The sequence below is a fragment of the Streptomyces sp. NBC_00885 genome (assembly GCF_045207475.1).
Lineage (GTDB): Bacteria > Actinomycetota > Actinomycetes > Streptomycetales > Streptomycetaceae > Streptomyces.
Map to the genome: position 1 here is coordinate 1,168,613 of NZ_CP108796.1, position 23,671 is coordinate 1,192,283.

The 23,671-nt window shown below is 69.9% G+C and carries 21 protein-coding genes; 11 read left to right on the forward strand and 10 right to left on the reverse strand.

Annotation, left to right across the window (positions count from 1 at the left end):
• Positions 1-10: 10 nt before the first annotated feature.
• Positions 11-1,120, reverse strand: coding sequence for an oxidoreductase (locus tag OHA61_RS05385; protein ID WP_406301943.1), 1,110 nt, complete (start codon positions 1,118-1,120; stop codon positions 11-13).
• A 188-nt stretch (positions 1,121-1,308) separates the two neighbouring features.
• Between OHA61_RS05385 and OHA61_RS05390 the strand changes: the two genes are divergently transcribed.
• The 4 genes from OHA61_RS05390 to OHA61_RS05405 all read left to right on the forward strand — a co-directional run bounded on the left by OHA61_RS05390 (position 1,309) and on the right by OHA61_RS05405 (position 5,705).
• The gene (locus OHA61_RS05390; RefSeq protein ID WP_324983781.1) at positions 1,309-1,725 is read left to right on the forward strand and encodes an SsgA family sporulation/cell division regulator; all 417 of its coding nucleotides are present in this window, start codon (positions 1,309-1,311) and stop codon (positions 1,723-1,725) included.
• Between the two features lie 287 nt (positions 1,726-2,012).
• The gene (locus OHA61_RS05395; RefSeq protein WP_406301945.1) at positions 2,013-3,653 is read left to right on the forward strand and encodes an ABC-F family ATP-binding cassette domain-containing protein; all 1,641 of its coding nucleotides are present in this window, start codon (positions 2,013-2,015) and stop codon (positions 3,651-3,653) included.
• A gap of 184 nt (positions 3,654-3,837) precedes the next feature.
• Entirely contained in the window at positions 3,838-4,614 is a 777-nt protein-coding gene (gene ddaH, locus OHA61_RS05400) for a dimethylargininase (RefSeq protein WP_324983787.1), read from the forward strand.
• 116 nt (positions 4,615-4,730) lie between these two features.
• Positions 4,731-5,705: an acyl-ACP desaturase gene (locus OHA61_RS05405; protein ID WP_406301947.1), complete on the forward strand. Its 975-nt coding sequence runs from the start codon at positions 4,731-4,733 to the stop codon at positions 5,703-5,705.
• Positions 5,706-5,730: 25 nt separating this feature from the next.
• Here the strand turns inward: OHA61_RS05405 and OHA61_RS05410 are convergent, their stop codons facing one another.
• The 4 genes from OHA61_RS05410 to OHA61_RS05425 all read right to left on the reverse strand — a co-directional run bounded on the left by OHA61_RS05410 (position 5,731) and on the right by OHA61_RS05425 (position 9,250).
• Positions 5,731-7,059: an SDR family oxidoreductase gene (locus OHA61_RS05410; RefSeq protein ID WP_406301949.1), complete on the reverse strand. Its 1,329-nt coding sequence runs from the start codon at positions 7,057-7,059 to the stop codon at positions 5,731-5,733.
• A 183-nt stretch (positions 7,060-7,242) separates the two neighbouring features.
• Positions 7,243-7,488, reverse strand: a complete 246-nt coding sequence (locus OHA61_RS05415) for a WhiB family transcriptional regulator (RefSeq protein WP_324983804.1) — start codon at positions 7,486-7,488, stop codon at positions 7,243-7,245.
• A gap of 114 nt (positions 7,489-7,602) precedes the next feature.
• Positions 7,603-8,397, reverse strand: coding sequence for a VOC family protein (locus OHA61_RS05420; RefSeq protein ID WP_406301950.1), 795 nt, complete (start codon positions 8,395-8,397; stop codon positions 7,603-7,605).
• A 76-nt stretch (positions 8,398-8,473) separates the two neighbouring features.
• A complete protein-coding gene (locus OHA61_RS05425) occupies positions 8,474-9,250 on the reverse strand; it encodes a TetR/AcrR family transcriptional regulator (protein ID WP_406301951.1) in 777 nt (258 codons plus the stop codon).
• 207 nt (positions 9,251-9,457) lie between these two features.
• On the opposite strand from OHA61_RS05425, the gene galE reads away from it, so the two are divergent.
• The 4 genes from galE to OHA61_RS05445 all read left to right on the forward strand — a co-directional run bounded on the left by galE (position 9,458) and on the right by OHA61_RS05445 (position 13,799).
• A complete protein-coding gene (gene galE / locus OHA61_RS05430; protein ID WP_406301953.1) occupies positions 9,458-10,492 on the forward strand; it encodes a UDP-glucose 4-epimerase GalE in 1,035 nt (344 codons plus the stop codon).
• An 87-nt stretch (positions 10,493-10,579) separates the two neighbouring features.
• On the forward strand, positions 10,580-11,407 hold the full coding sequence (locus OHA61_RS05435; RefSeq protein ID WP_406301955.1) for a glycosyltransferase family 2 protein: 828 nt from the start codon (positions 10,580-10,582) through the stop codon (positions 11,405-11,407).
• Positions 11,404-12,759 carry a glycosyltransferase family 2 protein gene (locus OHA61_RS05440; protein ID WP_406301956.1) on the forward strand — a complete coding sequence of 452 codons (1,356 nt, stop codon included), beginning with the start codon at positions 11,404-11,406 and terminating at the stop codon, positions 12,757-12,759. Before OHA61_RS05435 ends, OHA61_RS05440 begins: the two co-directional genes overlap by 4 nt.
• Positions 12,756-13,799 (forward strand): glycosyltransferase family 2 protein, encoded by a 1,044-nt coding sequence (locus OHA61_RS05445; protein ID WP_406301958.1) that lies wholly within the window; start codon positions 12,756-12,758, stop codon positions 13,797-13,799. Before OHA61_RS05440 ends, OHA61_RS05445 begins: the two co-directional genes overlap by 4 nt.
• A 15-nt stretch (positions 13,800-13,814) precedes the next feature.
• Here the strand turns inward: OHA61_RS05445 and OHA61_RS05450 are convergent, their stop codons facing one another.
• From OHA61_RS05450 to OHA61_RS05470, 5 genes are all read right to left on the reverse strand, one after another.
• Complete coding sequence (locus OHA61_RS05450; RefSeq protein ID WP_406301960.1) at positions 13,815-14,636, reverse strand: family 16 glycosylhydrolase; 822 nt, start codon at positions 14,634-14,636, stop codon at positions 13,815-13,817.
• Positions 14,633-15,823: an FAD-dependent oxidoreductase gene (locus OHA61_RS05455; protein ID WP_406301962.1), complete on the reverse strand. Its 1,191-nt coding sequence runs from the start codon at positions 15,821-15,823 to the stop codon at positions 14,633-14,635. Before OHA61_RS05455 ends, OHA61_RS05450 begins: the two co-directional genes overlap by 4 nt.
• 178 nt (positions 15,824-16,001) lie before the next feature.
• Positions 16,002-16,400 carry a hypothetical protein gene (locus tag OHA61_RS05460; RefSeq protein ID WP_406301964.1) on the reverse strand — a complete coding sequence of 133 codons (399 nt, stop codon included), beginning with the start codon at positions 16,398-16,400 and terminating at the stop codon, positions 16,002-16,004.
• Positions 16,397-18,226, reverse strand: a complete 1,830-nt coding sequence (locus OHA61_RS05465; protein ID WP_406301966.1) for a glycosyltransferase — start codon at positions 18,224-18,226, stop codon at positions 16,397-16,399. Before OHA61_RS05465 ends, OHA61_RS05460 begins: the two co-directional genes overlap by 4 nt.
• Positions 18,205-19,353, reverse strand: a complete 1,149-nt coding sequence (locus OHA61_RS05470) for a phosphotransferase family protein (RefSeq protein ID WP_406301968.1) — start codon at positions 19,351-19,353, stop codon at positions 18,205-18,207. The genes OHA61_RS05465 and OHA61_RS05470 overlap by 22 nt, the downstream gene beginning before the upstream one ends.
• A 459-nt stretch (positions 19,354-19,812) precedes the next feature.
• Between OHA61_RS05470 and OHA61_RS05475 the strand changes: the two genes are divergently transcribed.
• From OHA61_RS05475 to OHA61_RS05485, 3 genes are all read left to right on the forward strand, one after another.
• Positions 19,813-21,057: an ATP-grasp domain-containing protein gene (locus tag OHA61_RS05475; protein ID WP_406301970.1), complete on the forward strand. Its 1,245-nt coding sequence runs from the start codon at positions 19,813-19,815 to the stop codon at positions 21,055-21,057.
• A 147-nt stretch (positions 21,058-21,204) separates the two neighbouring features.
• On the forward strand, positions 21,205-22,272 hold the full coding sequence (locus OHA61_RS05480; protein ID WP_406301972.1) for a phosphotransferase family protein: 1,068 nt from the start codon (positions 21,205-21,207) through the stop codon (positions 22,270-22,272).
• A 153-nt stretch (positions 22,273-22,425) separates the two neighbouring features.
• Complete coding sequence (locus tag OHA61_RS05485; RefSeq protein ID WP_406301974.1) at positions 22,426-23,514, forward strand: GNAT family N-acetyltransferase; 1,089 nt, start codon at positions 22,426-22,428, stop codon at positions 23,512-23,514.
• The last annotated feature ends 157 nt before the right edge of the window (positions 23,515-23,671 follow it).

Genomic DNA, 23,671 nt, shown 5'->3' on the forward strand with positions numbered 1-23,671 from the left:
CGAGCGCGGCTCAGAACTCCAGCCGTGCCACGCGGCCCTTCTCGCCCGAGGCCCAGCAGCCGAAGCCGGCCGTGCAGTCGACGGTGTCGTACGAACCGGTGTCGACCGTGCGCCAGCTGCGGCCGCCGTCCAGGGTCAGATCGGTCCCGGTCGGGCCGACGGCGAGGGCCGCCGAGCGGCTGTGGGGGAGCCAGGTCACGCCCGAGCGGTAGGCCGGCGGCGGTGTCTTCGCCTGCTGCCAGCTGCGGCCGCCGTTCCCGGTGACCGCTCCGGCGCTCGGGGATGCCTGGTCCGGGCGGTAGTCACCGCCGACGGCGATGCCGTGGGCGCGGTCGCGGAAGGCGAGCGCGAAGACTCCGCGGGCCGGGTCCCCCGCCGGGATGGTCGCATCGGCGACGGTCCAGTGCAGGCCGCGGTCGGCGGAGTGCAGCACGCGCGCGGTCGCGCCGCCGCCGGTGGCCAGCCAGACGTCCTTCGGTCCCGAGCTGACCAGGCACTGGCCGCTCGCCGCGAAGGCCGCCTCGCCCGGCAGCGCGTCCGGCATCCCGGCGCTCGGCAGCACCTTCCACGACTTTCCGCCGTCGCCGGTCGACAGGATGCGGTACTTGCCGTCCACCGGATCGCTCATCGCGAGGCCGTGGCGGTTGTCGAAGAAGGTGATGCAGTCGTAGAACGCCTTCGGGTCGGTGTTACGGAAGGACTCGGTCCAGCTCGCGCCGCCGTCGTCGGTGCGCAGGACCCGGGAGGCCTCGCCCTCGCCGATGGCCAGCACCACGGCCCGCCTGCCGTCGAAGGCCTCGATGTCGCGGAACTCCAGCCCGCTCGCCCCCGGCGGGGAGACGTCTCGCCAGCTCCGCCCGCCGTCCGTGGTGCGCAGGACCGTGCCCTTGGAGCCCGCCACCCAGGCGGCGTCGCGGCTGACGGCCGCGAGGCCCCGGAACCGTACGTCGGTGCCGGTGTTCTTCAGGCTCCAGGCGGGACCACCCTTCTCCGCCGCTTTCTCCCCGGCCGCGCCTCCGGTCTGCTGGGCCGCCTGTGCCGGTGCGGCCAGTGCGGCGGCAACTGCCGTGGCACACAGCACCCCTGACACCATTCGTCTCGTCTTCCCCATGGAGGTCATGGCGCTGGAAGCTAGCCCACGGGCCCGAGCCCGTCCAGGGTGCCGCCCGGCGGCTCTTTGGCCGTCAAAGTCCCGTCTGTCCGGCGGTGACACAGGTCACTCTGCCTTCCGATGCACGGATTCCGTCGTTCCGACGTCTCTGACGTTGTCAGCCAGACGTCAGCGAGCCGCGCACGAAGGAGCAGGCCTTGTCCACCGTCATCGAGCAGGCCGTGCAGGCCCGCCTGGTCGCCTCGGCGCCCCAGATGGAGTCTGTTCCGGCCATGCTGCGTTACGACCGCGAGGATCCCTTCGCCGTACGTATGGCCTTCCCGCCCCCCGCGACGCTGGAGGGCAACGAAGTGTCGTGGGCGTTCTCGCGCGAGCTGCTCGCGGCGGGCGTCGACGGACCGGCCGGCGTCGGCGACGTACGCGTCAGGCCCTTCGGCTACGACCGTACGGTCCTGGAGTTTCACGCCCCGGAGGGCGTCGCGATGGTGCATATCCGCACCAGCGAGGTGCGCCGTTTCCTCAAGCGCGTCCAGGGCATGGTCCCCACCGGCCGTGAGCACCTCTATCTCGATCTCGACCACAATCTGGCCGAGCTGCTGCGCGACGCCTGCTGACGCTTTCCCTCATATTCCGTTGACGGCCACCGGGCACCTTCGTACGGTGTACAGCGGTTCTGTTGCCGTTGAATGGAGAAGGACGTTGCTCCTCTGAGGTCTTGAGACACCGTGCGTCGCAGCTGCTTCGGGCAGGCTGCGCGCTTCGCGTGCGACCTCGGCATTCGAGCCGTCCTCCCCCGGCCGGGACCCCTTCCATCCCTGTGTGTCCCCCGGCGGCCGTCGCCCGCCCCACGGTGTCTCCACCCGTTGCCCCACCCCCTTCGTCATGCAACCGGGAGACCCGTATGTCTACTGCCCCCACGTGCATCACCTGCTCCTCGCTCACCTTCGCCTGGCCGGACGGCACCGGCGTCTTCGACGACTTCCATCTGGCGGTCGGCCCGGGCAGAACCGGCCTGATCGGCCTCAACGGATCAGGTAAATCAACGCTGTTGAAGCTGATCGCCGCCGAACTGGCGCCGACGGAGGGATCGGTCCGCACCACGGGCGGAGTCGGCTATCTCGCGCAGGACCTCGTTCTCGACACGACACTGCGGGTGGACGAGGTGCTGGGCATCGCCCGCACGCGCGCCGCGCTGCACGCCATCGAGGCGGGCGACGCGAGCGAGGAGCACTTCACGGCGGTCGGCGACGACTGGGACGTGGAGGAGCGGGCACGCGCCACCCTCGACCAGCTCGGGCTCGGCCACATCGGGCTCGAGCGCACCATCGGCGAGGTGTCGGGCGGCGAGGGCGTCCTGCTGCGGCTGGCGGCCCTGCTGCTGGCCAGGCCCGGCGTACTGCTGCTCGACGAGCCGACCAACAACCTCGATCTGTACGCGCGCGGACGGCTGTACGAAGCGGTCGCCTCCTGGTCCGGCGTGATGGTCGTGGTCAGCCACGACCGCGAACTGCTGGAGCTGGTCGACCAGGTCGCCGATCTGCACGACGGGGAGGTGCGGTGGTACGGCGGCAACTTCTCCGCGTACGAGGATGCGCTCGTCGTCGAACAGGAGGCCGCGGAGCGGAAGGTACGCGTCGCCGAGTCGGATCTGCGCAGGCAGAAGCGCGAACTGGCCGATGCCCACATGAAGTTGGCGCGCCGCAAGCGGTTCGGACAGAAGAGTTACGACAACCAGCGCGTGCCGAAGATCATCGCCAATGCCCGCAAGGCCGAGGCCCAGGTCTCGGCGGGCAAGCACCGCATCCTGCACGAGGAGAAGCTCGCCGAGGCCAGGGAGCGGCTCGACGAGGCCGTGGACGCGGTGCGCGACGACGACGAGATCCGCATCGAGCTGCCGTTCACCAAGGTCCATCCGGGCCAGGGCGTTCTGCGCCTGAGCGAGCTGCGGCTGCGCTACGGAGCCGAGGTGAAGGGGGAGTTCGAGATCCGCGGCCCCGAGCGGATCGCGCTGGTCGGGCGCAATGGCGCGGGCAAAACAACTCTGCTGCGGACGATCGCCGGAGAGCTGGAGCCGCTCGCGGGTGAGGCCGTGGCGGAGGTCCCGCTGCGTTTTCTGCCCCAGCGGCTCGATGTGCTGGACGACGCGCTGAGCGTGGTGGAGAACGTGGCGCGGTTCGCGCCGGAGGCCACCAACAACCGGATCAGGGCGCGGCTGGCCCGCTTTCTCTTCCGGGGCGCGCGGGCCGACCAGCAGGCCGGGACGCTCTCGGGCGGGGAGCGTTTCCGCGCCGCGCTTGCCGCGCTGCTGCTCGCCGAACCGGCGCCCCAGCTGCTGATGCTCGACGAGCCGACGAACAATCTGGACATGGCGAGCGTCCGGAAGCTCACGGCGGCTCTTGAGTCGTACGAGGGAGCGCTGATCGTGGCGAGTCACGATGTGCCGTTCCTGGAGTCGATCGGCATCACACGCCGACTGCTGCTGGACGGCGAACTGCGCGAGATCACGGCGGACGAGGTACGGGAGGGGGTGCCGGCTCGCTGACAGGGCCCTCGCCGGCGAGGCAGCCGGACGGAGGCGGCGCCGGGGAGCGGGGGCGCCAGCGCCACGGGTGCCGCACGCCCCCGGACTCGACGTCCCATACGCGGCTCGTCAGGGATTCCATCGGCCGAGCATCGCGGGACATGATGGGCGCCACCAGACCCCCGTAACCTCTGGAGACCCCCTCGTGCCCAGCAGGAAAGCCCTGATCCGCCGCCCCAGCCCGCGTCTCGCCGAGGGCCTGGTCACCCATATCGAACGCTCCCCGGTCGACGCCGCGCTGGCGCTGGAGCAGTGGGAGACGTACGCCGAGACCTTGCGCGAGCACGGCTGGGAGACCGTCGAGACGGAACCGGCCGACGACTGCCCGGACGGTGTGTTCGTCGAGGACACGGTGGTGATCTTCCGCAACGTCGCGCTGATCGCCCGCCCGGGGGCGGAGTCGCGCAGGCCGGAGACGGCGGCCGTCGAGGAGACCGTCGCCCGCCTCGGCTGCTCGGTGAACTGGGTGTGGGAGCCGGGCACGCTCGACGGCGGCGATGTGCTCAAGGTCGGCGACACGATCTACGTGGGCCGCGGCGGCCGTACGAACGCGGCCGGCGTGCAGCAGTTGCGCGCCGCCTTCGAGCCGCTGGGCGCCCGGATCGTGGCGGTGCCGGTGACCAAGGTGCTGCATCTGAAGTCGGCGGTGACCGCGCTGCCGGACTCGACCGTCATCGGATACCCGCCGCTGGTGGACACCCCGACCGTCTTCCCGCGCCATCTGCCCGTGCCGGAGGAGTCGGGGGCGCATGTGGTGCTGCTCGGCGGCGGGAAGCTGCTGATGGCGGCGAGCGCGCCGAAGACGGCCGAGCTGTTCACGGATCTCGGCTACCAGCCCGTGATGGTGGACATCAGCGAGTTCGAGAAGCTCGAAGGCTGCGTGACCTGCCTCTCCGTACGCCTACGTGACCTGTACGCATAACGGAACGTAACTGGACATCCCTCATCCGGGCTTGGCCAGGGGCTTACTGCGGCTTTAACCTACGGTCTCGTAACCTACGAATACGTAGGTAACTCTCCCGTCCCCCTGGAGCACCCGTGACGATCACCTCTCCCCACCTCGGCAGTTCGGAAGCGTGGAGCGACGCCCGACTGCTGTTCGCGCTGGAAGAGGTGGTGGAGAAGGAACTCAACCGCCATCTCAAGGTCGCCAAGGACTGGATGCCGCACGAGTACGTCCCGTTCAGCGACGGCCGCAACTTCCCCGGTTACTTCGAGGACGGCCAGGCCTGGGAGCCCGAGCAGTCCAAGGTCACCGACATCGGCAGGATCGCGCTGGTGGTGAACCTGCTGACCGAGGACAACCTCCCCAGCTACCACCACGAGATCGCCTCCCTCTTCGGCCGCGACGGCGCCTGGGGCACCTGGGTGCACCGCTGGACCGCGGAGGAGGGCCGGCACGGCATCGTGATGCGCGACTACCTGCTCACCTCGCGTGCCGTCGACCCGGACAAGCTGGAGCAGTTCCGGATGGCGCACATGGCGGAGGGCTTCGAGTCCGACAACCGCCACTCGATGCTTCACTCCGTGGCGTACGTCGCCTTCCAGGAGCTCGCCACCCGCGTCTCGCACCGCAACACCGGCCATCAGTCCGGTGACCCCGTCTGCGACCGGATGCTCGCGCGGATCGCGACCGACGAGAACCTGCACATGGTCTTCTACCGCAACCTTCTGGGCGCGGCCTTCGAGCTCGCCCCCGATCTGACCATGCAGTCCGTGCGCGACGTCGTCGTCAACTTCCGGATGCCCGGACACGGCATGCCCGGCTTCGAGCGGGCCGCCGCGCAGATGGCGATCGGCGAGATCTACAACATGCGCATCCACCACGACGACGTGCTGCAGCCGGTGCTGCGCTTCCTCAAGGTGCTCGACATAGACGGTCTGGGCCCGGAGGGACTGAAGGCGCAGGAGGAGCTCGGCCTCTACATGGGCGGGCTGGACTCCGAGGCGACGAAGTTCGACGAGAAGCTCGCGGCCCGCAAGGCGCGGATGGCGGCGCGCGCGGCGGGCTGAGTCCCGCCGCGCTCGGGCGGCCGGCTCACCAGTCGGCCTCCTCGTAGTCCTTGAGAAAGACACCGGCGACCGGTGCGCCCGCCTCGCCGCGCACGATCGGGTCGTAGACACGGGCCGCTCCGTCCACGATGTCGAGCGGCGTCCGGATCCCGGCGGCCGCGATGCGTGCCTTGCGCGGCGCGGGATTCTCGTCGGTGATCCAGCCGGTGTCGACACTGCACATATGGACCCCCTGCGCGGCGAGCCCGGCCGCGCTCGTGCGGGTGAGCATGTTGAGCGCGGCTTTCGCCATGTTGGTGTGGGGATGGCCGGATGTCTTGTTGCGTACGGCGAACCTGCCCTCCACGGCCGACACGTTGACGATGTAGCGGCGCGGCCGGGGTGAGGCCAGGAGCAGCGGAAGCAGCCGGTCGGCGAGCAGCGCGGGGGCGAGAGCGTTGACGAGCTGGGTCTCCAGGAGCTCGGCGGGGTCGAGCTCGCCGAGACGGGCGGACCAGGAATTGGCCGGGGAGAGGTCGGGGAGCAGCCCGGCCTCGTCCGCATCGCCGAGTACGAGGGCCAGGGCGCGTGTCCCTCCTTCGAGGGCAGCCATGGGCGCCCAGCCGGGTGCGGCCAGCACGCCGGGCGGCAGCGCGCCGCTCTCCCCGGCCGCGAGCAGGGCGTACGACTCGGGCGGCCGCCGGATGGTCTGCGCGGCGTTGTTGACGAGAATGTCGAGCGGCTCCCCGTCCGCGCGCAGCCGCTCGCACAGCCCGAGTACCTGGCGCGGGTCGCGCAGGTCGACGGCGACGACCGTCAGCCGGTCCAGCCACTGCCGACTACCCTCGACCGCGGCGAACCGCCGCAGGGTGTCCTGCGGGAAACGGCTGGTCACGAGGAGCTCGGCGCCGTCGCGGAGCATCATCAGCGCGAGCTGGAATCCGATCTTCACGCGTCCGCCGGTGAGCAGGACGCGCCGTCCCGAAAGGTCGGTGGACAGGGTGCGGCGCGCGGTGTTGTCGGCGGCGCAGCGAGGGCACAGCCGGTGGTAGAACCCGTCGGTCCGCCGATAGAGCGCTTTGCAGACATAGCAGTGCCGGGGCCGCAGGAAGACACCCGCACGTCCCTTGCCGGTCAGCGCCGCGTCCTCACGCCGGTCGAGCGCACCGGTGGCGGTGCCCGCCGTGACGGCGGCGTCCGCGCCGCTCTCCAGGCGCCTGCGCGCCTTGCGGCGCTTGTTGCGGCTCTCGCGCGCGAAGGACGCGGCGATCTCCTCGCCCCGCATGCGCAGGGGATCGGCCATCGGCAGAGCCCGCAGCCTGCGGACGGTCCGCTCGAAAGCCGCCAGTTCGTCGTGAGTGACCGTGTCGTCCATGTGCCCTGCGCCCCCGTTGTTTCCGGGCGATCCTAATGACCGGGCACGGGGTCAGCATCCGGATATCCCACGGTGTTTGTCGCATGCGCGGGGTCAGCTCACTGAGGTAATCGAGTCGGCGGGGACGCGCCGTCCCGAAGGCACCCCCGAGGACGACGCGCTCGCGCGCCCCGCCATACACGGTCAGCCCTGGCTTCGCTTGAGGCGATACCGCTCCTTCTCCGACAGCCCGCCCCACACCCCAAACCTCTCGTCATGCGCCAGCGCGTACTCCAGGCACGGCACCCGCCCCTCGCACGCCCCGCACAGCTGCTTCGCCTCCCGCGTCGACGAGCCGGGCGCCGGGAAGAAGAATTCCGGGCCCGCCTGGGCGCACAGCGCGGTCTCCTGCCAGGAGAGTTCCTGGTCCGTAGTGGTGTTGATCGGCATGCCGCACACATTCCCCGGCCGCGATAAACACCGCATCAACGAAGCATCAACGTCCCCACGGGCACCACCCCGGCGCCGGGCCCGTCCGCGCGCGTCACCGTGGAGAAGGCCGGCTCAGTCGTCCTGCTGCACGCCCTGCATCACCGCGAACCGCGCCCCCGCCGGGTCCGACAGTTTCGCGAAGCGGCCGACGCCTTCCATGTCGACCGGGGCCATCCGGACCGTGCCGCCCAGGCGTTCCGCCGTGGCCACCGCCGCGTCGCAGTCCGTCACCTCGAAGTAGGGCAGCCAGTAGGGGCCCTCCGTTTCGACCGGGTCCGCCGCCAGCGGGACGATGCCGCCGAACATCGCTTCGGTGCCTGCGCCCGCCGGGTTGATCATCGTGTACGAGCCCGTGCCGTCCGGCAGCGGCATCGTGGAGGTCTCCCAGCCGAACACGCCCTGGTAGAAGCCGAGGCCCGCACCCGGGTCCTCGGTGTACAGCTCGGCCCAGCACAGCGTGTTGGGGTCGTTGACGGCGTCCAGGCCCTTGTTCTGGCCCGGCTGCCAGGTCGCGAAGGCCGCGCCCGCGGGGTCGGTGAAGACCGCCATGCGGCCGAGTTCGAAGACGTCCAACGGCTCGAACAGGACCGCGCCGCCGCCCGCCTGGACCGCTTTGGCCGTGGCGTCGGCATCGGGCGACTGGAAGTAGAGGGTCCAGCCCGGGCCGCCCTGTTCGGGGGTGACGGTCATGGCGCCCGTGACGGTCCTGCCGTCCAGTTGGTACATGCCGTAGCCGCCGGCATCGGGACCCGCGGACTGGAAGGTCCAGCCGAACAGTCCGCCGTAGAAGGCGGTCGCCGCGTCGAGATCGGGGGTGCCCAGGTCGATCCAGTTCGGGGAGCCCGTGACAAAACGGGTGCTGAGCATGGTGCGCTCCTTCGAGGGTGATCCCGTCGTCCTGCCCTGTCCTGCCGAGTCTGCTACCGATCCCCGGGGCCCGCACTCAGGCGGCGGATGTCACGAAGCGGTCGAGCAGCGCGGCCAGGCCGGCGGCCAGCCCCTCCGGTCCGCCGTGCTCGGCGAGAGCGGGCGCGGTCTTGCGAAGCCTGGGAAGTTCCTGGACCGGCATGCGGTGCAGCCCGAGCCGGAACGCGGGGTCGGACTCTTCGGGGTTGTCGACCATGGCTCGCAGCTCCACGAAGATGTAACCGAGCACCCAGCTGGTGAACGCCCGGAAGGCCATCGAGGCCTTTTCCTCGTCGAGCCCGGCCTGCTCGAGCAGCTCCAGTACGCGCTCGTGGTCCATGAGGACCGCCAGCGGGCGCCGGGCCAGCGGCACTGCCAGCATGCGGGTGGCCAGGAGGGGGACCACCTGCGGGTGGTCAAGGGCGACCTGGTAGGTCGCCTGGGCGATCCGGTGCAGCTCGGTGCGCCATTGCGGCCCCTCGGCCAAGGAGCCCGCGGCCGTGGCCACCGCTTCGTCCGGACCGTCGGCCGCGGCGTCATCCAGGTATTCCTGCAGCTCGATGAAGAGGGCCTCGACCAGGCCGTCCAGGAGTGCGTCCTTGCTGGGCGCGTACCGGTACAGGGCCATGGCCTCCACGCCGAGCTCGGCTCCCACCCTGCGCATGCTCAGCGCCGAGAGCCCTTCGCGGTCGACCAGCTCCAGAGCGGTGGCCAGTACGCGTTCCCGGCTCAGCCTGCCGTAGTGGCCGCGATCGCCGGACCGTCGGCCGCCCTCCTTCCCCCCGCGCTCGGCGCCCTTGCCCTTCTTCGCCATGTCGTCCCTCCAGTCGCCTGAGCAAGCCGCCTTGGCCTCCCTCTTGACCGTAGACGCAAAAGGGACAAAAGTGTATGTATACAACGTAAATATATAGCGTCAGGGCGCGGCACGAGAATCCAGGCGCCCACCCGGTCCCGGGCCCGCCCCTTGGACGGCCGGCGGAGACCTCCCCCTCGGCACATCACGTCCAAAGGAGAAGAGTCCATGCCCGAGCCATCAATCGTCCTGGTCACCGGCGGTGCCGGTTTCATCGGCAGCCACACCAGCGTCGAACTTCTCGAACACGGCTACGAGGTCATCGTGGTCGACGACTACTCCAACAGCTCGCCCCTGGCCTGCGTACGTATCCAGCGGGTCGCCGGCCGCCCCCTGAGAGGCGTGTACGCGGTCGATCTGCGTGACCGGCGCGCACTCTCGGCCATATTCCACCAACACCAGGTGGAGGCCGTGGTGCACCTCGCCGGAAAGAGGTCTGTCGACGAATCCCTGCAGATGCCGATCGACTACTACGACGTGAACGTCGGCGGCACCACGTCCCTGCTGAACGCCATGCAGGAGCACGGTGTGCACCAGCTGATCTTCTCCTCCTCCTGCTCCATCTACGGCGAGGGCGACAGAGTGCCGCTCGCCGAGAACGCCCCGGCCCATCCGGCGACACCTTCCGCCGCGTCGAAATGGGTCTGCGAGCAGATACTCGCCGATCTGTGCCGACTCCGCCCGGAGTTCACCGTTCTGACGCTGCGCCACTTCAATCCGGTCGGCGCGCATCCCAGCGGACTGCTCGGCCAGGACGCGCGCGGCGAGCCCGCCAATCTGATGCCCCGAGTGGCCCGCGTCGCGGCCGGAAGGCATGTGCGCCTCAGCGTCTTCGGCGGCGATTACGACACCGCCGACGGCACCGTGGTCCGGGACTACATCCACGTCATGGACCTCGCCGATGCCCACCGCAACGCTCTGGAGCATCTCGCCGACCGCAGGGGTATGCGCGTCTTCAACCTCGGCGGCGGATCGGGTACCTCGGTCCTCGAACTCCTGGCGGCTTTCGGCGAGGCATGTGGCAGGTCCATCCCGTACGAGGTCGTGGACCGCCGCCCGGGCGACGCGAGCGAACTCGTCGCCGACGCGAGCGCGGCGGCGCGTGAGTGGGGCTGGCAGCCGACCAGGGATCTTGCCTCGATGTGCCGCGACGCATGGCGCTTCCAGCAGGTCAACCCGTCCGGCTACACGTCCGACACTTGACCAAATGTCCGATATGGTTAATATGTATGTATACGATGTAAACGTACAGAGGACACGGAGCCCTCCCGACTCGAATCCGGAGACATCATGACCACGAACCAGACGCATCACCAGGCCACCGACCCGGCGCCGTCCCCCACCGCTCACCCCTCGCGCCGGGCCACGGACACACCGGCCCACCCGATGCGCCGCGCGGAGGACAATCTCCCGCCCCGCGCGTCCGTGTCTCTGGTCGTTCCGGCCCTCAACGAGGCGCGCAACATCCCCTGGGTCTTCGAGCAGATCCCGGACTGCGTCGACGAAGTCATCCTGGTCGACGGCAACTCCGTCGACGCCACGGTGCCCATGGCGACCCACTGCCTGCCCACCGTCCGCAGCGTCAAGCAGAACGGCCCGGGCAAGGGAAACGCCCTGCGCACCGGGTTCCTCGCGGCGACCGGCGACTACGTGGTGATGATGGACGCGGACGGCAGCATGTCGCCCGCCGAGATCCCGCACTACCTGCACTTCCTGGAGAACGGCTACGACTTCGTCAAGGGCTCCCGGTTCGTCGCGGGCGGCGGTTCCCTGGACATCACCCGCTTCCGGCGCCTGGGCAACAGCGTGCTGCTGGCAGCGGTCAACCGGCTCTACGACGCCTCGCTGACCGACCTGTGCTACGGATTCTGCGCATTCCGGCGCAGCTTCCTGGACCAGTTGGACCTGCATGCCGCCGGCTTCGAGATCGAGGCCGAGATGATCGTGCACGCGCTGCGTTCCGGACTGCGGATCGCCGAGGTCCCCAGCCTCGAACTGCCCCGCCGCAGCGGCCGTTCCAATCTCCACGCCATCTCCGACGGCCGCCGCGTGCTGCGCACCCTGGTGTCCGAGCGCCCCGGCGCGCAGTCCGCGTCGACCGGACGGAGCACCGGGTGAACGCCGCCGGCTCCCGTTTCCCCACCCCGGACACGGCAGCCTCCGTGCCCGCCGCCCCGCCGTACATCCCGGCAAGGATCGTCGACATCGATCTGGCCGAGCCCGGCGAGTTCTGCCCGCCCGGCAGCCGGGAGCGGATTCGCCCGGAGGGCCGGGTGCTGGCCCTGGTACGGCTGCACGGCCACCCGCTGGGCATGGTCTCCGCGACCGGCCCCGGCCCTGTCGAGCTGTGGCAGGCCCTGGCCAACGCCGCCCACCGGGATCTCACCACCCCCGTCTCCCAGCACCTGGCAGCCGACGGTCCGAGCACCGCGTTCGGGGATTCCTCCCGGTCGTGGGACGAACCGGCCGCCCTGCACTGTCAGGCCGCCAGGCTGCGCGCCCTCCAGGAGGCCACCGACATCAGCGTGATCGTCGCCACCCACAACCGGCCCCAGCAACTGCGCCAGTGCCTGGACTCGCTCCTGCAGATGGAGTACCCGCGGTTCGAGGTGATCGTGGTGGACAACGCCCCGGCGAACGGGGCCGCCGAGCAACTGGTCCACGAGGTCTACGGCCGGCGCGTCCGTTACATCCGCGAGCCCGTGGCCGGTCTGGCCCGTGCGCACAACCGTGGACTGGCCGCGGCGCGCGGCCGGATCGCCGCCTTCACGGACGATGACACCCTCGTCGACTCCCGCTGGCTGACCGAACTCGCCGCCGCCTTCGCCGGCGACCCGCGGATCGGCTGTGTCACCGGCCTGATCGTGCCCGCAGAACTCCAGACCGGAGCCCAGGCCGCACTGGAGCGGCACGGCGGATTCGCGAAGGGGTACACCCCTCACACCTGGTCGCTGCACAACCCGCCGGACGACCCGCTGTTCCCGTTCACCGCCGGACGCTTCGGCTCCGGCGCCAACATGGCCTTCCGTACCGATCTGCTGCACGCCATCGGCGGCTTCGACCCGGCCACCGGAACCGGAACGCCGGCACACGGCGGCGACGACCTGCTCGCCTTCTTCCGGGTTCTGATCGCCGGCCGCACACTCGCCTATCAGCCGGGCGCGATCGTCTGGCATCGCCATCACCGCACCGAGGACGCCCTGAAGACACAGGCCTTCGGATACGGCGCCGGGCTCGGGGCCTATCTGACCGGCGCACTCGCCAACGAGCCCAGGATGCTGCCCGCCCTGCTGCGCAGGCTCCCCGGCGGCATCCGGTACGCGGCGACCAAGGCACGCGGCCGGACGGAACCGGGCGACAGATGGTCCCGGCAGCTGGCCTTCCTGGAGATCAAGGGTCTGCTCTACGGGCCGCTCGGCTATCTGCTCAGCCGCGGTCTCCGCCACCGGGCCTCCAGGAGGTCCTCATGAATGCCGCACCGACTCTGTCGGTCGTCGTCTGCGCCTACACCGTCGACCGGTGGGACGACCTGCGTGCCGCGATCGGGTCGGTGCATGCCCAGGACCACCCGGCGGACGAGATCGTGCTGGTCATCGACCACTGCCAGGAGCTCTACGAGCTGGCCTCCACGTCGCTGTCCGGAGTACGGGTGATTCCCAACCACGAGAGCAAGGGGCTGTCGGGGGCCCGCAACACCGGTGTGGCGGCGGCCCGGTGCGAGGTGGTGGCCTTCCTCGACGACGACGCGGCCGCCGACCCGGACTGGACCGACCGCATGCTGGCGCGCTACGACGACCCGCGGGTCGCGGGCGTCGGCGGGCTGGTCCGGCCGTGGTGGGGCACAGAGCGGCCGGCGTGGTTCCCACCGGAATTCGACTGGGTGGTCGGCTGCTCGTACCGGGGACTGCCCGAACAGCCCGCCCCGGTACGGAACTTCATCGGCGCCAACATGTCCTTCCGCCGGGCCGAGGTGGTCTCGGCCGGCGGCTTCCGCACGGACCTCGGACGGGTCGGAACCCGGCCCCTGGGGTGCGAGGAGACTGAGCTGTGTCTGCGGATCGCGGCCCGCCGGCCCGACGCCGTACTGCTGTACGAGCCTGGCGCGGCGGTACGACACCATGTCCCCGAGACGCGTACCACCTGGGCGTACTTCCGTTCGCGCTGCTATGCCGAAGGGCTCTCCAAGGCGCTGGTCGCCCGGCACAGCGGCAGCAGAGCCGCGCTGGCCAGCGAGCGCACCTATCTGAGGTCGACCATTCCTCAGGCCTTCGTCCGAACCGTGCGGCCTGGCGGTCCGAGCGCCCTGCGCACTTTTGCGGCACTGTCCGCGGGCGTCTGCGCCACGGTCGCCGGCTACGCCGTCGGCCGGATCCGCTCGCTGTCGTCCGGCTCCGCTCCGCACCGCCCGCCGTCTGCCCCGGACGCGCCGGACACCGACACGGCACCGGAGCCCTTCTGGGGGTCTCCCTACGCCCTGCGGGCGTGGGGGCCCGTCGGCAGGCGAGACTGACTCGCTCCTTGCCGCTCAGTGCTGCCAGACACGCACCCAATCCACTCGCATCCGCGCCGAATCGACCGAGGGGGGCGGGGGACCGGGAACGCCCACTGCCAGATTGACCAGTACTTCCATGGCGACGTGCGGGATCCTGTCGGCTTCGGTCACCCGGAACCGTTTGATGCCGTCCACGTACCAGGTCAGCTCGTCGGCCTCCCAGAGGAGCCCGAACACGTGGTACCCGGCGGGGAAATCGACTGGTCCGTAGGTTCCTCGCGCCCGCTGCTCGGCGCCCTTGCGGTCGCGCCAGTGCACATACATGAAGGCTCGCTGCGTGGTCCCGATGAACTCCATGATGTCCAGCTCGGGAGGTGTGTAGCGGGACGCGGGCATCATCCAGAAGGCCGGGAACATGCCCCCCTCCGGGGGAATCCGGATCGCCGCTTCGAAATAGCCGTAGGTGAAGGTCCGGCGGGGACGGCCGTCCCAGTGGTCACGTCCCGTGGAGATCATGCCGGAGGTCCACGGGTAGGTCCTGCCGTCACTCCCCCGGGTGCTTCTGCGCTCGGCGTTCAGGGACAGGGCGCCTCCCCCCACCGAGACCTGGCCCGGGAGGTACCACTGCGCCTCGTTGTTCCCGCGGTTGGTGCACCCGCCCTTGTTCCAGTCGTAGCAGGTCACCCAGCGTTCGGTATCGAGTTTCGAGCCGTTGAAGTCGTCGTGGAACACCAGGTGCCAGGTGCCCGCAGCAGGCGGTTCCGGGGCCGAGTTGTCCCCGCCGCAGGCCGTCGCCAGCATCAGCAGGATCGCGGCCACCGCCTGCCAGGCGTGCCTGGCCGGTCCCGCTGTCACCGGTTCCTGGCCGCGAGCCCGACGGCGAGCTGCCGGGCGGCGAAACCCGTCCCGCAGACGAATCGCAGGACCGGCCCGAAGCTGGGTGCCGCGGCCAGCCCGGTGAAGTAGAGGCCGGGCACCGAGGACTCGAAGCCGGCCGACAGCCGCGGTGCACCGCCGAACGTCTGCACCGCCTGACGGAGTGTGGGCTCCAAGAGGTCGAGGCGGTCCACCTCCACTCGGTAACCCGTGGCCATCAGGAGGTGGTCGGCGCGCAGCAGTTCTCTTCCGCCGCCCGTGTCCGTCAACTCCAGGAGCACCGTCCCGTCCTCCGGCTCGGCGGAACGCACCATGCGCCCGCACAGCACCGGGAAACGGCCTGCGACGCGCTCTCGCAACCACCAGGCACCGGACGGCCCCAGCACGGTGTGCAGCAGATGGCCCCGCACAGGCGTCGGCAGATGGCGGTAGGCGGCGGCGCCTCGGCTGACAGCCAGCAGTGACCAGCCCGGGCCGAGGGGAGAGCCGGGCTTGTGCAGCCGGGTGGAACGGGGGCGGGCGCTGGGCGTATCCGTCTGCGGAGGGTCACCGAAGGCGACGGTGGCGGCACGGGCGACCACGGTGGGGCGGGCACCCGCCTCGTGCAGCAGTGCGGCGCTCTCCAGCGCCGACTGCCCCGCCCCCAGGACCACCACCCGCTGTCCCGCGAAGCCGGTCAGATTCCGGTGCTCGCACGTGTGGGAGGTCAGCCCCGCCGCGGCGAGGCGGCGCAGCTCCGGCGGTTCATGGGCGAACGGGACCAGCCCGGTGGACACGACCACAGCTCTGGCGAGGAATTCCTCACCGGAGTCCAAGGTGATACCGAAACCGCCGTCGACGGCTTGCACACCGCGCACCATCGACCGCTCGACTTCGGGCACCCGGCGCTCTTGGAACCATCGCCCGTAGCCGATGAACTCCTCCACCGGGATCGGATAGAGGTCACCAACCGGTCCGCTGCCCTGAGCCGCCCGGAAATCCGCGAAGGCGTACCCGGGTTCCGGGGCGGAAATCGACGACGCCGACGGGACGGACTTGAGGAACATGCCTTCGGGCATATGGGTGTGCCAGCCCTGCATCGGCTCGCCGAAAATTCTCAGACGAACCCCCGATGCGCTCAGCCGGGCAGCGGTGGCGAGCCCGTACGGTCCAGCTCCGATGACCACGACCGGAACCCCTTCCCGGCGGATCCCGGTCGTTCTCGTGGCTGCCCGGTACCGGGCAGCCACGCGCAAATTCGGGGGCATTCCCGTACCTCCTCCGAGGAAAGGTCCTTCAACCAGGGTGCACCAGCGGCCCGAAGGCGACCATTCGTGGACCCTGTCCGCGCGGCGCCCTTCGCTGTCACGCTTTCGATTCGGGCTCAATGGCCGGCGCGGTGGCCTGCCGTTCCTCAAACCGCTTGCCACCGCGTCGCGGCATGAGTGCGAGGACGGAGGTGAGGACGGCGAGTGCCAGCAGAGCCCGCCTGGTGGTGAACGTGCCGGTGAGGAAGAACGCCTCCGCCACGAGCACCGACAGCGACATGCTGAGCACCACGCTGAGTACGGCGGTCTCCAGGAGGGCGACCCGGCCGCCGCCTCGCCACGCCTGGGGACGTACGGGTCCCACGGCCGCGAGTCCCGGACACACGAGCAGAAAGACGGCGGTGACGACAACCCGCAGCCCAGTCCCCGCCGGCGGCACGGTGGCCGCGAGCGCCAGCCAGCCGGACGCGGCGAGTCCCCAACGTAGCGAGGTCATCGGCGGATCGTCTCCCTCGGAGTCTCGTACCGGTACACCACCGCGTCATCGCTGTCGTAGACGCGAGCGAAGCCCGCTGCGCCCGACAGGGCCGACTCCAGCCGTTTCACGGTGTCGGCGGGCAGCTCCCCTGTGAGGTACAGGTCCCTGGCCTGCGCCTGGCTGAGGATGATGTACGCGGGCTCCTTCGGGCTGGCCCCGTGGACGAAACCCTTCACGCCCTCCACAGGATCTCGTACCAAACGCCGTCTGTCCGCGACCTCCTGCTGGCCCAGTAGCACCTGCTCGTGCTGGTCGTAGTGCATGAAGAGGCCGGGCACGGCGGAGGTCAGTGTCACGATCCGCGAACCTTTCGGAGCGTGAGAGGCCACATAGCGGGCGGCGGCGACCTCCTGGAGGGTGAAGCGGTTCACGGCCTCCTTGCCGTAGTAGCCGAAGACGAGGCCGCCGAGCAGGGCCAGCAGCAGAGGGTAGATGACCAGCATCCGCGGACGTGGCCGCGTGCCGCGGTACACGAGCAGCGCGGCGATCAGGAAGGCTGCGGCGGGCAGTGCGAAAAGGTAGGCCCGGAAGATCATCTCTCCGCCGTACGCGTTCGCGGCGAGGATCAGCAGAGGGGAGATCACCAGCAGGGGCAGTCCGATGCGGCGCGTCCAGGGACGGCGTACGAAGCCGATCGCGGCCAGCAGGAACACAAGCCCGGACAGGCCACGGTCGATCCAGGACACCAGGGCCAGTCCCGGCGCGGCTGTGCCCAGGGTGGCCAGCCCGGAGGAGATGTTGGTGTCGGGCTGGATGAGAGCGTCCAGCATGCTGCTGAGGTGGGGGGAGATGTACGACCGCGCCACGGTGGCGTCCCACGCGGCCGTGAGCACGAGTGCCCCGGCCAGAACCGGCAGCACCACCCGCCGGTTGCGGCGCGGAAGCGACAGAAAAACCAGCGCGCTGAGCAGCATCAGCGGGGTGAGTGGGTGTGACGAAACGATCGCGGCCACGATCACAAGCACCACGAGCAGCAGTCCCGGCGGCCAGGCTCCTCGTCTTCGACGGTCCGGCCGTGGGAGCGCGGAGGACGGCAGCTGCCGCAGGATCAGGGCGATCACGGTCACGAACAGCAGGAAGCCGAAGGCCTGCGGCGCGAAGTAGTCCTGCCCCACCCAGGAGCAGGAATAGAAGATCCAGGCCGCTCCCCAGATGAGCCTTCTGTCACGGGCCACCGCCCGGTACATCAGCAGCAGCGGACCGAGCAGCAGGACGTTGGTGAAGGCCGGGGCCCAGGCCGCGTACCCGACGGCGGATTCCAGACCGGTTGCCCGCAGGAACAGCGCGTTGAGCTGGAAGAAGCCCGGCCACTCGTTGTAGATGGAGAGCTGTCCCGGGTTCGGCACATCGCCGCCGTGTCGCAGCATCGCGTCGATGATCGCCAGATGCTTCCAGGCCCAGGAATAGCGCAGGGTCGGATAGAGCAGCGTGGGCGTGGCGTGGATGACGCCGATCAGCCCAAGAACGTAGGCCGCGTACCAGGTGTTGCCGGTCCGCCGGTCGCCCAGCGCAAGGCAGAAACCCAGGGTGAGCAGGGCCAGTGCGACCCAGAAGAGCACCGGCAGTACCTGCAGCAGGCCCAGGTCACGCATCCGGTCGAGGTCGACAGTGCGCAGCGACAGCAGCCACAGGACGAGCGCGGTCGGCAGGACCGCCCGGATCACCCAGCGGCGCGCGGCTGCCCGCCCTGGACTGGATTCGCCGGTCGTGGACGTGCCGGGCGCCGCCTCGGCCCTCGCACGAGACGACGTCGAGCCACCTGTCAGCGTCGGGCGCTCGCCCATCGAGACGCCTCCTCAAGGACTGGGGCGACGGTGTGGGCCGCCCACCAGTGGCTTCGCCCGAACTGCGGCGACTTCTGGACATTGCTCGCCACGTGCCACAGCCACGTCAGCAGCGGAAGTACTGCCGGGTCGCCGCCGTCCGGATCCACGCCGGCGGACGCGAGCAGTGCACGGTCCGCAGCCGGCAGCCCGTCGGCACGGAGGGCATCGGCGACCAGCCTTCCCAGCGGGCGGCCGCTGAGCGCCTGCCGGACTGTCAGCACGAAGGCGCAGGCGTCGATCTCCGAGGGACCGTCCATTCGCGCGTTCCCCCAGTCGTAGACACCAGTGACCCGGGTCCGCTCCTCGTTCAGCAGCACATTGCCGGGATGAAAGTCCCCATGCGTCCAGGCCTCCGTCAGCACGGCTCCGGCAAGGCCCTCGTCCAGACGTCGGCGCAGCGCTTCCAGTCCCTGCGCTCCGGCACCTGTCCTGCACCATCCGATCTCCGTCGAGAGGATCTGCAGCTGCGGTTCGGCCCACTCGTCGGCCCGTTCGGCTGCCGGCTGCCGATGTCCGCTCGCACGACGCAGTTCCGCCAGGAAGGAGAGTGCGGCAGTGACCGTACGCTGCAGGTCCTGCGGTCTGTGCGGCACCAGGTGATCGGCGGGTGCGCCCGCGAGCCAGCCCTGGGCCAGCATCCTGGCCGGCCCGTCGGGCCGGTAGCCGACGGGTTGTGGCAGCAACTGCCGCCAGGGTTCGAGCCGGTCGTCCGCGGCCAGCTGCCGCAGGACCTCCCACTCACGGGCGAGGCCGTCTGCCGCCCTTTCGTTCCTTGGGTGCTTGACCAGGACGGCCCACGTGCCTCGCTGCAGCCTGAACACGAGCAGGTTGGTCTGAGGGTAGGTGTTTCGCCGAACCACGGTGACATCGCAGGGGTGCATCCCGCGCACCAACCAGTGCGCCCTCAGGCCGTCGGCCAGTCCGCCGAGAACACGTGGAGAGCGGAGTGGCAGCAGCCCGAGCACGGGCTCCCACCGCGAATGGCCGCTCCGGTGGCCCGTCGATTTCACGGCGTCCACACACTGCCCGGTCGGAAGCCTCGTCATCGTCTCGGGCGGGGTCGCGAAGTTCTGAGCATGATTCATGATCAAACTTTCGGGGGGCGGGCGCCCACCGGCGCGACCTGCACCTCGCGCGAACGGCGGAACTGATGGGTCCAGATGGCGGTACTTCTGTCCGTCAGCGCAAACGGACGGCGATTCACTGTCCGCTGCCGGGGGTCGATTCCTGAGGAACGCCACTCACCATGAGATCAATGATCCAGAATAGGGTATATATGGTACTAATTCCTAGCTTCTTCTGTGTAGTGCTGATGGGTAGCAGGAGGATCCGGGTAACGGTCCGTCACGGCGCAAGGCAAGACAGCAGGCGCATCCCCGTCCCGTGAAGGGAGAACCGTGAGGCCACGAGCGAGGGGCGCGAGGCCCTTCCCGGTTGGCGGGCCGGGGCGCACCAGGAGCGAGCCGCCCAACTACCTGACCTCCCAACTCCTGGTCGACGCCTGGAGAAGCGATGACTGATCTCCGCGGTGCACAGGACAACGGATGAATCCCGGATCATCCCTCGACCGGGAGGTGCCCACGCTGCTCGCCAAGATCGGCAGTTATCCCCAGCACCATGGCGGCCTCGGCGTGGTGCGCACGATCGGCCGCATGGGTGTCCCGGTACACGCTGTCGTCGAGGACCGGTTCACTCCGGTGGCGGTATCACGCCATGTCACCAGGAGGTTCGTCTGGCCCACTACCGGGCTGGAGGAACCGCGGCTGCTGATCGAAACGCTGCTGTCGATCGGCCGGGCCATCGGCTCGCCCTGCATCCCCGTACCGACCGACGACGAAGCGGCCGTCCTGCTGGCCGAGAACGCGGACCGGCTGGCGGAGTGCTTTCTGCTCCCACCGACGCCCTCCGGTCTGCCGCGGCTGCTGGCCAGCAAGGCAAGTCTGCACAAGCTCTGCGAGAAGCTCGGCGTACCCACCCCTCGCACACGGGCACCCGCAAACCGCGATGAACTGGTCGACGCGGCGCGTGAACTGGGCTACCCGGTGGTGCTCAAGAACCGCGAAGCATGGACCAGACTGCGCGCCCCGGCGGTGGGCAACACCACCATGGTCCGCGACGAGCAAACTCTGCTGACCCTGTATCCGGCGGGCCCGCTGCCCCCGCTCGTGATGCAGGAATACATCCCCAGGGAGCAGGCCGAGGACTGGATCACGCATCTCTATTGCGGTGCGGGCGGCGTGCCCCGCGTCGTCTTCACCGGTCTGAAGCTGCGCTCGTGGCCGCCGCACGCAGGGGTGACCACCCGGGCTGTGACCCTGCGCAACCCCTGCTTGGCGAAGCTGGCCGGGGACCTGTGTCAGCGGATCGGCTACAGCGGACCGGCGGACCTCGACTGGCGCTACGACCGGCGCGACGGGCGCTACAAGCTGGTGGATTTCAACCCGCGCACGGGTGCCCAGTTCCGGCTGTTCGAGAATGTCCACGGTATCGACGTGGTACGGGCGATGCATCTGGACCTGACGGGCCGTCACGTGCCGGTCGGCCCGGAGGTCGAAGGGCGGATGTTCGTCGCCGGTCAGCTCGATCTGCCATCGGTTGCCGCCTGGCTGTGGGAGGAGCGCAGGCTGCCGCCTGCCCTGCTGCACGGGACGGAGCGGGCCTGGCTCTCCCGGGACGACCCACTGCCCGCCGCGGCCGAGGCGATCAGGCTGGCAGGCACCGTGGCGCGTCGCATCGGTTGCTCACTGAACCTCCGGCTCGACGGACGCCGAAAGGCGTCCTGCCCCTGATGCCGAGATCGCGCGCGCGGCTGCCGGACACCTCTCCGACTCGCGCGTTGCTGTCGACTCAACCGCAGCGAGTCGTCCGACATCTGGCGGTTGCTCATATATATGGTGATGTGTCATGACTTTTACCCAATAGTGGACGGAGGGTCCGTGGAAGTCGCCTTCCCTCACGTCGAGCTGTCGGGATCCTGGGTGCGCGGCCTCATCCCGATCCGGCCCCGTGGCCTGCTGACCCGGCCCGTAGATCTGCTGATGGCCCGTCGGCTGGCGAGCCGGCTGCGTACGGACACCGTCAGATTCCACGACCTGCATCGGCTGCAGCGAACAGTTTCCGATCTCCTGGTGTTCCAGTTGGACGGACAGACCGTGCAGCCCCCTCTGGTGGTCAAGCATCCCCGCAGCAGCCGAGCTGCCGCGTCGCTGGCCGTGGGATGTGAGGCCGTGCGGCAACTGACGCGGGACGACCGCCTGGACGACTGGAGGCGGCTGCTGCCTCGCGTGGAGGTGTGCCGACTCGATGAGCGGCTTCCCCTGGTCGCGGAAGGCCTGCTGCCGGGCGTCGAAGGCGACACACTGCTGCGGCGCTCTCCACGGCAGGCTCGGTGCCTGGCGGTCGCCGCGCTCCGGACGGTCGGCGACCTGCACCGGGCGACCGGCCGCCCGGAGCGCGTCACGGACCGTGTCCGGGACTGGGTGGACCCCCAGCTCGCGATCCTGTGCGAAGAGATCCACTGGTGCCGCAAGGGCCGCGGCGCGGCCGCCGTCGAGGCACTGCGGGAGCGCCTTGTCCGCGGTCTGGACGGACGCACCCTGACGGTCGCGTGGACCCATGGGGACTTCCACCCCGGAAACGTTCTACTGAGCGAGGAGCGCGGGACACTCACCGGGGTGATCGACTGGGCGAGCGCCCGCCCCGACGGCCCGTGCGTGATCGATTCCTACATATTCGTTCTGACGCTCCGGCATCAGCGCGGTGGGCGGCAGCTGGGGCGAATCGTGGCCGATGTCGTACGACGCGGCTCTCTGCTGCCCGAGGACCGCCGCCTCCTTGCCGAAGCCGATGTCCCGCCACCGGACGAGGACGAAGCCGTACTGCCGCTGCTGACCTGGTTGTGGCATGTGGCGGGCAACGTGGCCAAGTCGGCTCGCTACGGGCGCAGCCATCGGTGGGTCGCGGGCAATGTGGTGCCAGTGCTCAAAGAGGTGGCGGGGCGATAGCGCCAAGCACCCGTTGCGACGCACGCCGAGTGCCGCCGGGAGGCCGTGCGACGGGGCTCGGCCTAGGCTCGGGAAAGAGGCAGGCAGGGCATGGCCCGCCCCGTCCCCGACTTCTCGTCCCGCCCTCTCATCCCTCGTCAGCAGGAGGAGGCCATGAACTCAGCCGTCGTACTCCCGGCGACCACAGCGTCGGGCCCGGTGCGGGTGACCAGCCCCGCCCCGCGGGAGGTCTGGCGGCAGCTGGCAGAAACCGATGAGAACGCCGTGGTCAGCCAGACTCCGACGTGGCTCGATTGCATCTGTGCGACGGGGCCGTTCGAGGACGCCAGCCGAATGTACGAATTCGGCGGAGGGCGCCGGCTCGTCGTACCGCTGGCCCGCCGGCGAGGCTGGCGGGCGAGACTGGCCGGCGAGGACTCCTGGCCGTCGGACTGGGGGATCGGCGGCCCGTTGGTGCCCCCCGGGGCGCCCGACGAGACCGAGGCTCGCGTCGTCTTCGACGACCTGGCGCGCCGCCCGATGCTCCGGGTCGCCATTCGGTTCGGGCCGGGCGCCGACCCGGTGTGGGCACGGGCGGCCCCGCAGAGCTTCCACGCGGAGGAACACATGACGCAGGTGCTGAACCTGAACGGCGGCTTCGGCACCGTCTGGGACCGGCGCTTCCACGGGCGCGTCCGACGTGCCGTGCGCCGAGCCGAGCGGTCCGCGATCGAGGTGGAGGTCGATCGCACGGGCAGGCTCGTGCCGGCCTTCTACGACCTGTACGAACAGTCGATGGAGCGCTGGGCCCGGCAACAGCACGAGCCACCGGCACTCGCCCGGTGGCGGCAGACCCGGAGCTTCCCACGACAGCGGCTGGAGGCCGTTGCCGAGCGGTTCGGTGAGTCGTGCGTGATCTACATGGCATCGTGTTCCGGCGAGCCCGCCGCGGCGATTGTCGTCCTGCGTCACGGGCCTCATGCGAAGTACTGGCGCGGTGCGATGAACCGGGATCTCGCCCACCCGGTCCGGGCCAACTTCCTGCTCCACCACCTCGCCGTCGAGGACGCGTGCGAGGCGGGCTGCACCTACTACCACCTGGGAGACTCCCGGCCTGGGTCCTCGCTCGCTCATTTCAAGGAGGGCTTCGGGGCCGAGAGCTACTCGACCCCCACCTTCCTGCGCGAGCGGCTTCCGGTCTCGGCCGCCGATCGCGGGCTGCGGGACGTCGTCAAGCGCCTGATCCGCTTCGAAGACGCCTAGCTCGGGACACGGAAACGCGTGCGAGGACGGCCCGAGGCGGACCGGGTCGCAGACTGTCCGTGCTCGACCTAGGCTGAGGGGAAACGAGGAGTTGTTGGAAAGCCGAGCTATCCGTGGCCGCCGGATGGAGTCCTCCGTAACGCAGATTCTTCGTACG

What these genes read in the sequence shown, in the direction of transcription:
- OHA61_RS05465 (WP_406301966.1), bottom strand. Translation starts at nt 18,226, where the DNA reads ATGGGCGAGCGCCCGACGCTGACAGGTGGCTCGACGTCGTCTCGTGCG.
- OHA61_RS05420 (WP_406301950.1), bottom strand. Translation starts at nt 8,397, where the DNA reads ATGCTCAGCACCCGTTTTGTCACGGGCTCCCCGAACTGGATCGACCTG.
- OHA61_RS05425 (WP_406301951.1), bottom strand. Translation starts at nt 9,250, where the DNA reads ATGGCGAAGAAGGGCAAGGGCGCCGAGCGCGGGGGGAAGGAGGGCGGC.
- OHA61_RS05435 (WP_406301955.1), top strand. Translation starts at nt 10,580, where the DNA reads ATGACCACGAACCAGACGCATCACCAGGCCACCGACCCGGCGCCGTCC.
- OHA61_RS05410 (WP_406301949.1), bottom strand. Translation starts at nt 7,059, where the DNA reads ATGGACGACACGGTCACTCACGACGAACTGGCGGCTTTCGAGCGGACC.
- OHA61_RS05415 (WP_324983804.1), bottom strand. Translation starts at nt 7,488, where the DNA reads ATGCCGATCAACACCACTACGGACCAGGAACTCTCCTGGCAGGAGACC.
- galE (WP_406301953.1), top strand. Translation starts at nt 9,458, where the DNA reads ATGCCCGAGCCATCAATCGTCCTGGTCACCGGCGGTGCCGGTTTCATC.
- OHA61_RS05395 (WP_406301945.1), top strand. Translation starts at nt 2,013, where the DNA reads ATGTCTACTGCCCCCACGTGCATCACCTGCTCCTCGCTCACCTTCGCC.
- OHA61_RS05470 (WP_406301968.1), bottom strand. Translation starts at nt 19,353, where the DNA reads ATGAATCATGCTCAGAACTTCGCGACCCCGCCCGAGACGATGACGAGG.
- OHA61_RS05385 (WP_406301943.1), bottom strand. Translation starts at nt 1,120, where the DNA reads ATGACCTCCATGGGGAAGACGAGACGAATGGTGTCAGGGGTGCTGTGT.
- OHA61_RS05475 (WP_406301970.1), top strand. Translation starts at nt 19,813, where the DNA reads ATGAATCCCGGATCATCCCTCGACCGGGAGGTGCCCACGCTGCTCGCC.
- OHA61_RS05460 (WP_406301964.1), bottom strand. Translation starts at nt 16,400, where the DNA reads ATGACCTCGCTACGTTGGGGACTCGCCGCGTCCGGCTGGCTGGCGCTC.
- OHA61_RS05485 (WP_406301974.1), top strand. Translation starts at nt 22,426, where the DNA reads ATGAACTCAGCCGTCGTACTCCCGGCGACCACAGCGTCGGGCCCGGTG.
- OHA61_RS05445 (WP_406301958.1), top strand. Translation starts at nt 12,756, where the DNA reads ATGAATGCCGCACCGACTCTGTCGGTCGTCGTCTGCGCCTACACCGTC.